Below are 14,769 nucleotides of genomic sequence, written 5' to 3'. Positions count from 1 at the left end.
GCGGGGGCCTTGGTCGTGACAACGGCGGTTGCGGGTGATGGGCGGCCACGCCGGTCGCTGGACCGGCCGGCCCGGGTGGCCCTGCTGTTCGGGCTCGCCGGGGTCGGCTACCGGCTGGTGCTGATGCTGCTCACGGTGCCGGGGACCAACAGCGACGAGGCGACGTTCGGGCTCGCGGCGCTGCACATCGCGCAGGGGCGCGAGTTTCCCGTCTACATGTACGGCCAGCACTACATGGGGGTGCTGGAGTCGTACCTCGCGGCGCCGCTGTTCGCGCTCTTCGGTCCGAGCTGGGTGCTGCTACGCCTGCCCCTGTTGCTGCTCTTCGCGGCGTTCCTCTACCTGATGTACCGGCTGACCCGCGAGCTCTACTCCCCCTGGCTGGCGACCGTCACCGTCGGGCTGCTCGCGCTCGGGTCGGAGCGCGTGGTGCGCGACCAGATGACCGCGGCCGGCGGCCGGCCGGAGACGAAACCGGCGCTGGTGCTGCTGGTGCTGATCGCCATCGCGCTGGCCCAGCGGCGCGTGCGGCGGCGCTGGCTGGCGTACACGGCGTTCGGCCTGCTCGCCGGCGCGACGCTGTGGTCCGACTGGCTCGCCGTGCCGTACCTCGCGGCGGCGGCCGCGGTGCTGCTCGCCGGCGTCGGCCGGCGGCTGCTCGGCGCGCCCGGGCTGCTGGTGCTCGGCGCGTTCGTCGTCGGCGCGGCCCCGCTGCTCTGGGACAGCCTGACCGCGCCGCCCGGCAAGGACGCGATCTCGGTGTTCCGGCAGCTCGAAACGATCGGCGGGGATCGGCCGACGACCGCCGCCGAGCACCTCGACGGCGGCGTGCTGCAAGGGGTACCGCTGGCCACCGGGCTGTGCCCCCCGACCGGATGCGCACGGTGGCAGATGGCGTGGGGGGCGCTCTACGTGCCGCTGCTGCTGGTCGCGGCGGCGATGGCGCTCGCCGGGCTGGTCCGGGCCCGGCGGACGGCCGGCGTCGGGGACGCGGCCGGTGCCGCGCCCACGGGGCGGCCGGCGCGGCCGTGGATCCGGCACGTCGCCACACTCGCCCTCGCCGCCGCCGCGGTGGCCAGCGTGGTGAGCTACGCGCGCAGCCCCGCCTCCGCCGTGACGCCCCTGGCCAGCGCCCGCTACCTGACCGACCTGCAGATCTCGCTGCCGGTGGCGCTCTGGCCGCTGTGGCGGGCCACCCGTTGGGCGCGGCCCGCGGCGGCAGTCCGGGCGCCCGCCCGGGTGGTCGGCGCGGCCGCGCTCGGCGTCCTGGCCGCGGTGATCGCCGCCATGCTGGTCGGCACCACCACGCTGGTCGCGCGCGTGGGGTCGATCCGGGCGGAGGAGCAGCGGGCGTCGGCGATGGCCGCCGCGCTGCGCGAGGCCGGCGTGCGGCACGTGTACGGCGAGTACTGGACCTGCAATCGGCTCACCTTCACCACGCGCGAGCAGGTGGTCTGCGCCGTGCTCGGACAGACGCTGAGACCGGGGCAGGACCGGTACGACCCGTACCCGCGGCGGGTGCGCGCCGCCGACCGCCCGGGGTTCGTCTTCGCCCGTGACGGCGCCGCGGACCGCGCGTTCGCCGCGCGGCTGCGCGGGCGCGGGATCACCGCGCGGGTGACAGAGGTCGGCGACTACCGCATCTACCGCCCAGACGTCACCGTGCACCCATGGCGATGACCGCCGTGACCACCACCCGCGCGGGTCAGCGCCGCGGCAGCCAGCCCTGCCAGACCTTCGGATTCGCGTCCAGCCACTTCGCCGCCGCCTGCTCCCGCGTCATCTTGTCGACGGTGATGTAGCGCGCCACCGTGTTCTGGTCGGCGTCGGTCCACTGGAAGTTCTTGATCAGCTCCGCGGCCGGGCTGCCGGAGAGCGCGAACCTCCGATTGGCGATCTTGTCGAGGTCGTACGGCTGGTAGTCGCACGCCACCGTCTTCGGGTCGGCGTCGCAGCCCGGCACGTACGTCGGGAGCTTGACGTGCACCAGCTCGACCTCCGACAGGAACCACTGCGGGGCGTAGAAGTAACCGATCAGGGGCTGCCTGCGCTGCTCGGCGCGGCGGAACGCCTGGATCAGCGCCTCCTCGCTGCCGGCGTACACCACCTTGAAGTCGAGTTTGAGGTTGCGCACCAGCGCCTCGTCGTTCGTCACGTACGACGGGTCGCCGTCGAGGAACTGCCCCTTGCCGCCGGACTTCGGCGTCCGGAACAGCTCCGCGTACTTGTTGAGGTTGCGCCAGTCGGTGATGTCCGGGTACTCCTCGACCATCCACGGCGGCACGTACCACCCGATCACGCCCTTGTTGCCGGTGACCCCGTGCTCGACCGCGGCCTTCTCCTGGTCGATGTAGCGCTTCTTCAGATCGTCGTGGCCCCAGTTCTCCAGGATCGCGTCGACCTCGCCGCGCGCCAGCGCCGCCCAGGACTCCTCCTCGGTCAGCTCCTTCTCCACCACCGTGCACCCCAGCTCGTGCTTGGCGAGGTAGCTGACCACGGCGACGTTGGCGTGGAAGCCCACCCACGGGTTCACGGCGAGCGTGACCGTGCCACAGGCGGTGCCGGTCGACACGCCGGGGGGTGGGGCCACGGGGCGGATGCTGGACGCGCATCCGGCGATGCCCAGCAGCGCCGCGGCGGCGGCGGCCACGACGCGCGACCACCGCGCTCGACTGTGCACCGGCACTGTCTCCTCCTGATCCGATCCGGATGGGCTGGTCGCGACGGTCACCGGGCGCCGACCCTCCGGCCCGGCCCCAGACGTTGGGCGAGCACCTCCTCGGTCAGCGCCACCAGCACCTGTTTCACGGACTCGCGGCTACGGGCGTCGCAGTTGACGAGGCAGACGTCCCCGTCGACGCCGAGCGCCTCCCGGACCTCGGCGAGATCGAAGCGCGGCGTCTGCTCGAAGTTGTTGACGGCGAGCAGGAACGGGATCTGCTGCTCCTCGAAGTAGTCGACCGCGGGGAAGCAGTCCTCGATGCGGCGGGTGTCGACCAGGATCACCGCACCCAGCGCTCCGTCGACGAGGTCGTCCCAGAGGAACGCGAACCGGTCCTGCCCGGGCGTGCCGAACAGATACAGCAGCAGCGTCTCGTCGAGGGTGATCCGGCCGAAGTCGAGCGCGACCGTCGTGGTGGTTTTCCCCGATACCTCGCTGGTGTCGTCGACGCCGAGCGAGACCTCGGTCATCTCCGCCTCGGTGACCAGCGGCTCGATCTCGGAGATCGCGCCGACAAAGGTGGTCTTGCCGACCCCGAATCCCCCGCTCACCACGATCTTCACCGCGGTCGGAGCGGCGGGCGGCGGCTGGTTAGAGCGCCCGAACACGGTCCCGGATCCTCTCGATCATTTCAATGGTTAGCTCGCCCTGCTCCGCCGAGTGCAGGTAGCCCTCGACCACCAGGTCCGCGACGAGCACGCGGGCGACCCCGAGCGGGACGCGCAACGCCACCGCGACGTCGGCGACCGACATGGCGCGCTGACACAGCTCGACGATCCGGCGGGCCTCGAAGCGCAGCGGCGCCGACAGCGCGGCCGGCAGGGCGGAAAGGATCGTCTCCACCCGCAGCCCGTCCTTCACGGGCCGGGTGCGGCCCCCGGTGAGCAGGAACGGCCGGACCACGACGTCATCGACGGGTTCCTCGGGCGGCGGCTCGGGCTCGCGGGGCGCGGCCGGCGTGGGCGGCTGCCGCTGCCAGTGCGGGATCATCCGCGGGTCGGGGAGCCGGGGGCCAGGGAGCCGGGGGCCAGGGAGCCGGGGGTCGGGGAGCCGGGGGTCGCTCATCGCGGCAGCTGCTGTCGGGACTCGGAGATCAGTGCCGGGGTGAGCAGCGCGCCGAACCGTTCCGCGAGCAGCGAGATCTCGTATCCGACCAGTCCGAGGTCGCAGTCGCCCTCGGCGAGCACCCCGAGGCAGCTGCCGCCGCTGATCGCCGACACCAGCAGGAAGCCCCGCCTCATCTCGATCATGATGAGCTTCAGCCCCTCGAAGTCGTACCGGCGGGAGGCGCTGCGGGCGAGGCTGGCCATGCTGGAGACGATCGCCGCGAGGTGGTCGCCCTCGGTGCGGGTCAGCCCGTCGGAGGCGGCGATGAGCAGCCCGTCGGAGGAGACCGCCACCGCGTCGCGGACCCGGTCGGTCTGCCGGACGAAGTTGGCCAGCAGCCAGTTGAACTGGTGCCGGTCGGTGTGGGTGTCCACGGTCATTGGCTCTCCTCCAAGCCTCGGTGCCGGCGCCCGTCGGCGCCGGGTTGCCCACCGTCCGGCGGCCGCTGAGTCTGGCCGCGCAGCATGCCGGCGCGCAGCGCGGTGAGCCGCGCGCGCACCTCGGCCGGCGAATCGTCGAGGGTCCCGCTCCGGCCGGTCCGGGGGGCGGGCTGGTGCGTCGGCGCGTCCGGCGCGGCCGGTTGGGGGCGCCGACTGCGCGGGATGCGCTTGCGCAGCCCGTTGGCGGTCCGCTCACCCTCCGGGGCGGCGCCGGCCCCCGCGGCCCCGGGGAGCGGGGGGCCGCCCGCGGCGGTGGGGAGCGGGTGCCCACCCGCGGCGGTGCGGAGCGGGTGCCCGCCCGCGGCGGTGCGGAGCGGGTGCCCGCCGTTGCTCGCCGGGCCGGCCGGCCCCCGCGACTCGACCACGGGCATGGCCGCGGTCGGCGCCGTTGCCGCGGTGGTCGGCATCGGCGCCCCGGACTCGGTGAGGTACTCGACCACCGGCGCGGGACGGGCGCCGATCGCCTTGGACGGGGTGGGCGGCGCGGCGGGCGCCGGCTGCGCCACGGCGGCGTGTGGGACGGACGCCACGACCATCGCGGGCTCGGCCGGGGTCGCGGTGACCACCTCGGCGCGCGCGAGCGGCGCCGGCGCGGCCATCACGGCCGCCGGCAGGGTGACCCGGGCGGTGATCCCGGTGACCGGGGACGGGGCGAGCTGAACGTCGACGCCGAGCTGTCGGGACAGCTGTCCGACCACGTAGTGGCCGAGGTAGCGGGTGGGTGACGAGACGAAGTCGGCCTCGCCGCGCAGCCGCTCATTGGCCCGCGCCAGGTCGTCGGCGTCCATGCCGACGCCCTGGTCGGTGATCGCGATCAGGTAGCCGTCGCCGGTGCGCCGCCCCTGGATCTCGACGTCGGAGTCGGGCGGCGAGAAGTTGAGCCCGTTCTCGATGAGCTCGGCCAGCATGTGGGCCAGGCCGCTGACCACGGTGCCGGCGACGTACGCGTCGTCGATGCGGCGCAGCGACACCCGGCGGTACTCCTCCACCTCCGACACCGCCGCGCGTACCACGTCCGCGATCGGCAGCGGGGCGCTCCACTGCCGCGGGCTCGCCGCCCCCACGAGCACCAGCAGACTCTCCGCGTTGCGCCGCATCCGCGTCGCGAGGTGATCCAGCTCGAAAAGGTTGGCGAGCCCCGTGGGGTCGGCCTCCTCGCGTTCCAGCGTGGTGATGAACCCCAGTTGGCGGCGGAGCAGGTTCTGATTGCGCCGGCCGAGGTTGGCCAGCGACTCGGTGGTGCTGCGTCGCAGCAGCGCCTGTTCGGTCGCGAGGCGGTAGGCCACGGCCTGCACCCGATCCAGGGCATCGGCGACGGAGCGGACCTCCGTGGTGGCCCGGACCGGTACCCGCACCGGCGGTGGGGGTGGTGGGACCTCGTCGCCGTCGCCGCTCTGCACCCGGCCCACCGCCTCGGGCAACCGGTGGCTCGCCAGGCCGTCCGCCTCGGCGGCGAGCGCCGCCAGCGGGCCGGTGATCGACCGGGACGCGACGACCAGCAGCACCACGGCGCCGGCCAGGCAGAGCGCGACGACGCCGGCGAGCACGCCGAGCCGCCGCGCCGCATCGACCTGACGGACGTCGGCGCGGACCTGGATCTCCGACCCGACGTACTGCTGCATCTGGCGCATGTCGTCCAGCACCGTCGTCAGGGCCGACCACCACGACTGCGGGTTGACCTGGAGATGACGGCCGTTCGCGGCCGACAGCGCCACCTGCTCGAAGTAGGCGGCCTCGCGCGCCGCCCCGGTGTCGAGGACGTACGCGTTGGCGGCCTTCTGCCGCTGCGTCGCGTGCTGCGCGAAGTCGGCCAGCGCCGACTCCTTGGCGGCGCGCATCGCGGCGAACTGCAGGAACTCCCCCTTGGCGAAGCCACCGGCGGAGAAGACGCCGTTGAGGAAGGCCCGTTCCTGTGCGGTGCTCTCCTTGAGCCGCCCGAGCGCGCCGAGCACGGCGACGTGCCGGCGCAGGGCGGCGTCGCCGGCCTCGCCCAGGCCGAAGTCGACGCCGTTGAGCGTGGCGATCCGCTCGGTGAAGAACTGGAACGCGGCCGCTCGCCCGGCGCCGCCGCTGTCGGCGGCCGATCGGATCGCGGGCAGGCCGTCCAACTCCCGCAACGCCCGGCCGACGCGCTCCTCGAGCTCGCCGCCGTCGGCGATGCGCCGTTCCACCTCGGCGCGTTCGGCGTCGACCTGCCGCCGCGCGGGCGGAATCTCGTCCCGGAACCCGACGTTGCCGCCGAGCAGGCCGGCGGTCAGACCGCGCTCGGTCTGCAGCTCCTGGACGAGATCCTGCACGGACAGGGCGAGCTCGACCGCGCGCGAGGTCTCGGTGGAGGTGCGGTAGTCGCTCACCTCGACCGCGGTGACGTAGCCGAGGAGCAGCAGAACCGCGAGCGCCGGCAGCGCCAGGATGCCGAGCAGCCGCCGTCGGATCGTGCCACCCTCGCGGGCCGCCGCACTATCCGGGACCGTCGGGGTATCGCGCGCCGTCGGGACCGTCGATGCGGACCTGTGTCGGGGCAAGGCGCCTCCCATGAGCCGACACGAACCCGACCCATCATTGACATCGGCCATTGCGTTCGTGTGTCAGCGACCATTGTTCGTGTTTCAGCGACCATTGTTCATGTGTCAGCGAAATGTCGATGCGCGCCGCGACACACGCCGCCGCGTGTCGGCACAAGCGCTGAGATTAGCGGCCCGTACCGCCGCCGTCACCCCCCGGAGGCTCCAATTTAGAAACCGCCATCAGGATTCGTCTACTGTAGAATCCCCGGTCCCCGACGCGGCGCGACCCGGGCCTGACGTGCCGATGGTCGGTTCACCGCACCACCGCGCCGATGATCGACCGGCTTGACTCAGCGGCACCGGCGACGGCACCCTGTTGCGTACCTCACGGACCCGGACGTCGATCCATCATGGAGGGAGTGGCGTGCCGCTCACAGTCGCGGTCTCAGGCACCACGGGCCCGGCCGGCGCCGCCCCGGCGACGGCAGCCGGCCCGACGGCCGCGACCGCGGCGGGCCGCCCGGCATGAGCGCCCGGCGCTACGACTTCGTCATTGTCGGCGGCGGATCGGCCGGCTGCGCGCTCGCCAACCGGCTCTCCGCCGATCCGTCGAACCACGTGCTGGTGCTGGAGGCCGGGCGCCCCGATTACCGGTGGGACGTGTTCATCCACATGCCGGCGGCGCTGACGTTCCCGATCGGCAGCCGGTTCTACGACTGGCGGTACGCCTCCGAGCCCGAGCCGCACATGCACGGTCGGCGCATCCATCACGCCCGCGGCAAGGTGCTCGGCGGGTCGAGCAGCATCAACGGGATGATCTTCCAGCGGGGTAACCCGATGGACTACCAGCGGTGGGCCGCCGACCCCGGAATGGAGAGCTGGGACTACGCCCACTGCCTGCCGTACTTCCGGCGGCTGGAGTCCTGCCTGGCGGCCGCCCCGGACGACCCCTACCGGGGGCACGACGGTCCGCTGACGCTGGAGCGCGGGCCGGGGACCAACCCGCTCTTCGGCGCGATGCTGGAGGCGGCGCGGCAGGCCGGCTACCCGGCGACCGACGACGTGAACGGGGAACGGCAGGAGGGCTTCGGTCTCTTCGACCGGACGATCCGGCGGGGACGGCGGCTGTCGGCGGCCCGCGCCTACCTGCATCCGGTCATGAAGCGACCCAACCTCACCGTGCGCACCCGCGCGTTCGTCACCCGGGTGCTGTTCGACGGCGACCGGGCGGTCGGGGTGGAGTACACCCACGGCCGCGGCGCCCCCCGCCGGGCGTACGGCGGCGAGGTGATCCTCTGCGGGGGTGCCATCAACTCACCACAGCTGCTGCAGCTCTCCGGCGTGGGCAACGCCGACGAGCTGCGCGCCCTCGACATCGACGTGGTGCGCCACCTCCCCGGCGTCGGGGAGAACCTGCAGGACCACCTGGAGGTCTACGTCCAGTACGCGTGCCGCCGGCCGGTGTCGGCGCAGCCGTACCTGAAGTGGTGGCATTGGCCGTGGATCGGCGCGCGGTGGCTGTTCCTGCGCGGCGGTCCGGGGGCGACGAACCACTTCGAGGCCGGTGGCTTCGTCCGCGGCGACGACGCGGTGGCGTACCCGAACCTGATGTTCCACTTCCTGCCGATCGCGGTCCGCTACGACGGCTCGGCCCCGGCCGGCGGCCACGGCTACCAGGTCCACATCGGACCGATGTACTCCGACGCGCGCGGGTCCGTGAAGATCGTCAGCCGCGATCCGCGCGTTCATCCGGCGCTGCGTTTCAACTACCTCTCCACGGCGCAGGACCGGCGCGAGTGGGTGCAGGCGGTCCGCGTCGCCCGGCACATCCTCAACCAGCCGGCGCTGGACGAGTTCAACGGCGGGGAGATTAATCCCGGACCGTCGGTGCGGACCGACGAGGAGATCCTCGACTGGGTCGCCCGCGAGGGCGAGACCGCGCTCCACCCGTCCTGCACGGCGAAGATGGGCACCGACGACATGTCGGTGGTCGACCCGACCGATCTGCGCGTGCACGGCCTGACCGGCCTGCGGGTCGTCGACGCCTCCGTGATGCCGTACGTCACCAACGGCAACATCTACGCCCCCGTGATGATGGTGGCGGAGAAGGCCGCCGATCTGATCCTCGGCAACACCCCCCTGCCCCCGTCGCCGCTGCCCTTTCACCGCCATCACTCGGGCCCACGCCTTGACGTCGCTCCGTCCACAGGAGAAGGTGGTCGGGCTCGTTGAGCGGGGCCGCGGGAAGCGCAACGGGGAGTCGTCGGTGAAACAGCTGTTCATCGCAGGTGAGTGGCGCGAGCCGGTCGCGGGCGGGCACCGGGCGATCCGGTGCCCCGCCGACGGCCGTCCGGTCGCCACCGTCGCCGAGGCCTCCCACGCGGACACCCTGGCGGCGATCGCCGCGGCGCGGACGGCGTTCGACGCGGGGCCGTGGCCCGGCACGCCGGCCCGCGATCGGGGCGCGCTGCTGCACCGGGTCGCCGACCTTGTCTCCCGCGATGCCGACGAGCTGGCCCGCGCGGAGTCGCTCGACACCGGCAAGCGCCTGGTGGAGAGCCGGTACGACATCGACGACGTGGTCGCGACCTTCCGGTACTACGGCGGGATCGCCGGCACCGACGGCGGACGCGTGGTCGACACGGGGCGCGCCGACGCGATCAGTCGGGTGGTGCACGAGCCGGTCGGGGTGTGCGGGCTCATCACCCCGTGGAACTACCCGCTGCTGCAGACGGCGTGGAAGGTCGCGCCGGCGCTCGCCGCCGGCAACACGTTCGTGCTCAAGCCCAGCGAGCTGACCCCGTCCACGGCGATCCTGCTGATGCGGCTGCTGCAGGAGGCGGGGCTGCCCGACGGCGTCGCGAACCTGGTGCTCGGGGCGGGGCCGGAGGTGGGCGCGCCGCTGGCGGAGCACCCGGACGTGGACCTGGTCTCGTTCACCGGCGGGCTGGCCACCGGGCGCGGCGTGATGGCGGCCGCGGCCGGCACCGTGAAGCGGGTGGCCCTGGAGCTGGGCGGCAAGAACCCGAACGTCGTCTTCGCCGACGCCGATTTCGACGCGGCCGTCGACTTCGCGCTCACCGCGGTCTTCTTGCACTCCGGGCAGGTCTGCTCGGCCGGCGCCCGGCTGGTCGTGCAGGAGACCCTGCACGACGCGTTCGTCGACGCGCTCGTCGACCGCGCCGGCCGGATCCGCCTCGGCGGACCCTTCGATCCCGAGGCGGAGACCGGGCCGCTGATCTCGGCCGCGCACCGCGGGAAGATCGAGGCGTACGTCGCCGCCGGGCTCGCCGAGGGCGCGGTGCTGCGCTGCGGCGGCCGCCGCCCGGACGACCCCGCGCTGGCCGACGGGTACTTCTACCTGCCGACGGTGCTCGACGGCTGCCGGCAGGGCATGACCGTGGTGCGGGAGGAGTCGTTCGGCCCGGTGCTGACCGTGGAGACGTTCACGGACGAGGACGACGCGGTCCGGATCGCGAACGACACCGACTACGGCCTGGCCGGCGCGGTCTGGACCGGTGACGCCGGCCGGGCGCAGCGGGTCGCGCGGCGGCTGCGGCACGGCACCGTCTGGATCAACGACTACCACCCGTACGTGCCGCAGGCCGAGTGGGGCGGTTTCAAGCGGTCCGGGATCGGCCGCGAGCTGGGCCCGGCCGGGCTCGACGAGTACCGCGAGACGAAACACATCTGGCACAACGTCGATCCCCGCCCGCAGCGCTGGTTCCGCGGCTGACCGCGAGCCCGCCGGCGCGAACGGCGGTCGGAGAGAAGGGGCTGCATGACTACCCAGACGGCCGCATCGTCGCGCCGCGCGCCGGCCCGCGACGCCGCACCGGTCATCACGGTGCGCGGGCTGTGGAAGGTGTTCGGACCGGATCCGTCGCGGGTGCCGCGCTCGCCGGAGCTGGCGGCGCTGTCGCGACGCGAGCTGATGGCACGCACGGGGTGCACCGCCGCGGTGCGCGAGGTGGCGTTCGACGTCGCCCCGGGCGAGGTGTTCGTGGTGATGGGGCTCTCCGGCTCGGGCAAGTCCACGCTGGTGCGCTGCCTGACGCGGCTGGTCGAGCCGACCGCCGGCGAGGTGGTGTTCGAGGGCGAGGACATCCTGCGCGCCGACGCCCGGCGGCTGCGCGAGCTGCGTCGGCGGAAGTTCTCGATGGTCTTCCAGCACTTCGGGCTGCTGCCGTACCGGCGGGTGCTGGAGAACGTCGGCTACGGGCTGGAGATCCGGGGCACCGGTCGCGCCGAACGCGTCCGGCGGGCGATGGAGGTCATCGAACTCGTCGGCCTGGACGGCTACGCGCACGCGTACCCGGACGAGCTCTCCGGCGGGATGCAGCAGCGGGTAGGGCTGGCGCGCGCGCTGGCGGGCGACCCGGACGTGCTCTTCTTCGACGAGCCGTTCTCCGCGCTGGACCCGCTGATCCGGCGAGACATGCAGAACGAGGTGATCCGGCTGCACCGCGAGGTCGGCAAGACGATGGTCTTCATCACCCATGACCTGTCGGAGGCGCTCAAGCTGGGCGACCGGATCCTGATCATGCGGGACGGCCGGATGGTGCAGACCGGCACCGGTGACGAGCTGGTCGGCGCGCCGGCCGACGACTACGTCCGCGATTTCGTCCGCGACGTGCCCCGCGCCGACGTCCTGACGCTGCGATGGATCATGCGTCCGCCGCGTCCCGGAGACGTGCTGGACGGCCCCGAGCTGAGCCCCGACGTGGTCGTGCGCGACGCCGTGCGGGACGTGCTCGCCGCGGACCGCCCGGTGAAGGTCGTCGCCGACGGCGAGCTGCTCGGCGTCGTCGCCGCCGAGCAGCTGCTCGCGGTGCTCGCCGGCCCGGAGCCCCGCTGATGTCGGCCACCACCACGGCCGTCGCTGGGCCACCCCCGGTCGCGCTGCGCCGGCGGCTCAACCGGCCGTTCGCGGTGGGCGTCGTGCTCGCGGTCTGGCTCGTCGGCTGGGCGCTGCTGCGCGGGCGCGACACGTTGGACCTCTCCCCCGCCTCGCTGACCCCGCTGCACCGCTGGCTCAACGACGTCAACGACGCCGTGGGGGCGAGCCGCACCAGCAGTCCGGTCTTCCGCTACGTCGTCAACGAGCTCCGCGCGGCCATCGACACCCTGGTCGTCTTTCTCCAGGGGCTCATCGCCGAACCGTCGTACGGCCGCCCGGTCCCGGTGCTGGGCTGGCTGGGCGTGATCGCGGTCGTCGCGTACGCCGCCTGGGCGCTCGGCAACTGGCGGGTGACGGTGCTCGCCGTCGGCGGGTTCACGCTCTTCGGGCTGCAGGGGCTCTGGCAGGAGAGCATGCACACCCTCGCGCTCACCCTGTCGGCGGTCGGAGTGTCGCTGCTGGTCGGCATCCCGCTGGGGATCTGGGCCGGCCTGTCGGACCGGTTCCACCGGCTGATCACACCGGTGCTGGACTTCATGCAGACGATGCCCACCTTCGTCTACCTCGCGCCGCTCACCCTGCTGTTCATGATCGGACCGGCGTCGGCCACGATCGCGACCCTGGTGTACGCGATGCCGCCGGCGATCCGTCTCACGGCGCACGGCATCCGGACGGTGCCGCCGGCCGCACTGGAGGCGACCGAGTCGCTCGGGGCCACCCGGCGGCAGGCGCTGACGACGGTCCTGCTGCCGCTGGCCAAACGCACGATCGTGCTCGGCGTCAATCAGACCATCATGGCGGCGCTGTCGATGGCGACGATCGCCGCGCTGATCGACGCTCCCGGGCTGGGCAAGACGGTCATCAAGGCCCTGCAGACCCTCGACGTCGGCACCGCGTTCAACGCCGGGCTCGCGATCGTGGTGATGGCGGTCGTGCTGGATCGGGTCACCACCGCCGCCGGCGTCCGGGTCCAGCACCCCCCGCGGCGGCGGCCCGGCGTTCGCCGGCTGCTGCTGGGCGGGTTCGGCGTCGCGACGTTGGTCTGCTGCTACCTGTCGTACACCTACGTGTGGGCGGCCGAGTTCCCGACCGGGGTCGCGCTCGGCCCCGAGCTGTCCCGGGCGGCGGCCTCCGTCACCACCTGGGCGCAGGACGATCTGTCCGGGGTCACCCGACCGTTCAAGGACGTGATCACCGTCGCGCTGCTGAACCCGTTCCAGACGCTGCTGACCGGCTCGCCGTGGTGGCTGGTGGCGGCGGTCGTCGTCGGGATCGCGGCGCTGCTGGGCGGCGTACGGGTCGCGCTCGTCGCGACGGTCTGCGTGGCGGCCCTCGTCGGCACCGGCCTCTGGCGGGACAGCATGACCACGTTGGCCATGACGATCGTCGCCACCGTGCTCGTGATGGCGCTCGGGCTGGTCGTCGGCGTCTGGATGGGACGCAGTCCCCGCGCCGACCGGGTGATCCGCCCGGTGCTGGACGCCGCCCAGACGATGCCGGCGTTCGTGTATCTGATCCCGTTCCTCGCCCTGTTCGCGGCGAGCCGGTTCACCGCGATCGCCGCGGGCGTCGTGTTCGCCGCGCCGGTCGCAATCAAGATCATTGCGGACGGCATACGGGCCGTCCCGGCCGCCACCGTCGAGGCCGCGACCGCGGCGGGGTCGAGCAGCTGGCAAATGATCACAAAGGTGCAGCTGCCGATGGCGCGCCAATCGCTGACCCTGGCGGCGAACCAGGGGCTGATCTACGTGCTCTCCATGGTCGTCGTCGGCGGTCTCGTCGGCGCCGGCGCGCTCGGCTACGACGTGGTCGCCGGGTTCTCGCAGGGAGAGCTGTACGGCAAGGGGCTCGCCGCCGGCGTCGCCATCGTCCTGCTCGGCATCATGCTCGACCGGATCGCGCGCGGCGCCGCCCAGCGCTCCGGCGGCGTCCCGGTCGGCACGCCCCGATGAAACGTGCCACGCCGCCGCCACCGGCGGCGCCGTGGCCGGCACCTCCCGCACCTCCCCACCACCATCCCCCACACGCGGAGGAAACCGAAGGATGAGACGCACCATCACCAGGACCGTACGGCTGACCGGTGTCTCGATCACGACCGCGGCGGCCCTCGCGCTCGCCGGTTGTGGCGGCGCCAAGGTCGGCGCCGACGACGACGCGGCCGCCCGGTCGGTCGACTGCGGCACGGTCAACCTCGCCGTCAACCCGTGGGTGGGGTACGAGGCGAACGCGGCCGTCATCGCGTACGTCGCCGAGACCGAGCTGGGCTGCAAGGTGACGAAGAAGGACCTCAAGGAGGAGATCTCCTGGCAGGGCTTCGGCACCGGCGAGGTCGACGCGATCGTCGAGAACTGGGGTCACGAGGACCTGAAGAAGAAGTACATCGACGAGCAGAAGACCGCGGTGGCCGCGGGCTCGACCGGCGTGCAGGGCGTGATCGGCTGGTACGTGCCGCCGTGGATGGCGCAGAAGTACCCGGACATCACGGACTGGAAGAACCTCAACAAGTACGCGTCGCTGTTCAAGACCTCCGAGTCCGGGGGCAAGGGGCAACTGCTCGACGGCGACCCCTCCTTCGTCACCAACGACGAGGCGCTGGTCAAGAACCTCAAGCTCAACTACAAGGTGGTCTACGCCGGCAGCGAGCCCGCGCTGATCCAGGCGTTCCGGCAGGCCGAGGCGAAGAAGACGCCGCTGATGGGCTACTTCTACGACCCGCAGTGGTTCCTGTCGGAGCTGCAGCTGGTGAAGGTGAACCTGCCGCCGTACACGCAGGGCTGCGACGCCGACGCGGAGAAGGTCGCCTGCGACTACCCGAAGTACGACCTGGACAAGGTGGTGAGCAAGAAGTTCGCCGACGCCAACGGGCCGGCGTACCAGCTGATCAAGAACTTCACCTGGACGAACGCGGACCAGAACGTGGTGGCCAAGTACATCGCCGAGGACAAGATGTCGCCGCAGGACGCCGCGAAGAAGTGGGTGGAGGCCAACCGGGACAAGGTCAAGGCCTGGCTGCCGAAGAGCTGAACGACGACACCCGGCCCGGCCGCCGCGAGCGGCCGGGCCGGTAGTCAGCTTCACCTTCTGAAGAAGCGG

11 protein-coding genes are annotated in these 14,769 nt (G+C 72.7%); 6 read left to right on the top strand and 5 right to left on the bottom strand.

Annotated elements, in window-relative coordinates; genetic code table 11:
* Positions 1–15 precede the first annotated feature (15 nt).
* On the top strand, positions 16–1,680 hold the full coding sequence (locus BLW47_RS13085) for a hypothetical protein (protein ID WP_091556075.1): 1,665 nt from the start codon (positions 16–18) through the stop codon (positions 1,678–1,680).
* A 25-nt stretch (positions 1,681–1,705) separates the two neighbouring features.
* Here the strand turns inward: BLW47_RS13085 and BLW47_RS13080 are convergent, their stop codons facing one another.
* The 5 genes from BLW47_RS13080 to BLW47_RS13060 form a co-directional block, all read right to left on the bottom strand.
* Complete coding sequence (locus BLW47_RS13080) at positions 1,706–2,599, bottom strand: ABC transporter substrate-binding protein (RefSeq protein ID WP_425435400.1); 894 nt, start codon at positions 2,597–2,599, stop codon at positions 1,706–1,708.
* A gap of 128 nt (positions 2,600–2,727) precedes the next feature.
* Positions 2,728–3,330, bottom strand: coding sequence for a GTP-binding protein (locus BLW47_RS13075; RefSeq protein ID WP_091556072.1), 603 nt, complete (start codon positions 3,328–3,330; stop codon positions 2,728–2,730).
* Positions 3,314–3,787: a DUF742 domain-containing protein gene (locus tag BLW47_RS13070; protein WP_091556070.1), complete on the bottom strand. Its 474-nt coding sequence runs from the start codon at positions 3,785–3,787 to the stop codon at positions 3,314–3,316. The genes BLW47_RS13075 and BLW47_RS13070 overlap by 17 nt, the downstream gene beginning before the upstream one ends.
* Positions 3,784–4,209, bottom strand: a complete 426-nt coding sequence (locus BLW47_RS13065; RefSeq protein ID WP_091556068.1) for a roadblock/LC7 domain-containing protein — start codon at positions 4,207–4,209, stop codon at positions 3,784–3,786. The genes BLW47_RS13070 and BLW47_RS13065 overlap by 4 nt, the downstream gene beginning before the upstream one ends.
* Positions 4,206–6,794: a sensor histidine kinase gene (locus BLW47_RS13060; RefSeq protein ID WP_245736616.1), complete on the bottom strand. Its 2,589-nt coding sequence runs from the start codon at positions 6,792–6,794 to the stop codon at positions 4,206–4,208. The genes BLW47_RS13065 and BLW47_RS13060 overlap by 4 nt, the downstream gene beginning before the upstream one ends.
* Before the next feature lie 507 nt (positions 6,795–7,301).
* On the opposite strand from BLW47_RS13060, the gene betA reads away from it, so the two are divergent.
* The 5 genes from betA to BLW47_RS13035 all read left to right on the top strand — a co-directional run bounded on the left by betA (position 7,302) and on the right by BLW47_RS13035 (position 14,700).
* Complete coding sequence (gene betA, locus BLW47_RS13055) at positions 7,302–9,008, top strand: choline dehydrogenase (RefSeq protein WP_091556064.1); 1,707 nt, start codon at positions 7,302–7,304, stop codon at positions 9,006–9,008.
* Between the two features lie 34 nt (positions 9,009–9,042).
* Positions 9,043–10,512, top strand: coding sequence for an aldehyde dehydrogenase family protein (locus tag BLW47_RS13050; RefSeq protein WP_091556733.1), 1,470 nt, complete (start codon positions 9,043–9,045; stop codon positions 10,510–10,512).
* A 45-nt stretch (positions 10,513–10,557) separates the two neighbouring features.
* Positions 10,558–11,634 carry a quaternary amine ABC transporter ATP-binding protein gene (locus BLW47_RS13045; protein WP_091556062.1) on the top strand — a complete coding sequence of 359 codons (1,077 nt, stop codon included), beginning with the start codon at positions 10,558–10,560 and terminating at the stop codon, positions 11,632–11,634.
* Positions 11,634–13,628, top strand: a complete 1,995-nt coding sequence (locus BLW47_RS13040; RefSeq protein WP_091556060.1) for an ABC transporter permease — start codon at positions 11,634–11,636, stop codon at positions 13,626–13,628. The genes BLW47_RS13045 and BLW47_RS13040 overlap by 1 nt, the downstream gene beginning before the upstream one ends.
* Positions 13,629–13,719: 91 nt before the next feature.
* Positions 13,720–14,700 (top strand): ABC transporter substrate-binding protein, encoded by a 981-nt coding sequence (locus tag BLW47_RS13035; protein WP_091556057.1) that lies wholly within the window; start codon positions 13,720–13,722, stop codon positions 14,698–14,700.
* Positions 14,701–14,769 lie beyond the last annotated feature (69 nt).

Origin of the sequence: Micromonospora pattaloongensis (assembly GCF_900107255.1) — a bacterium.
Lineage (GTDB): Bacteria > Actinomycetota > Actinomycetes > Mycobacteriales > Micromonosporaceae > Micromonospora_I > Micromonospora_I pattaloongensis.
This window is presented reverse-complemented; position numbering and strand designations above follow the sequence as displayed.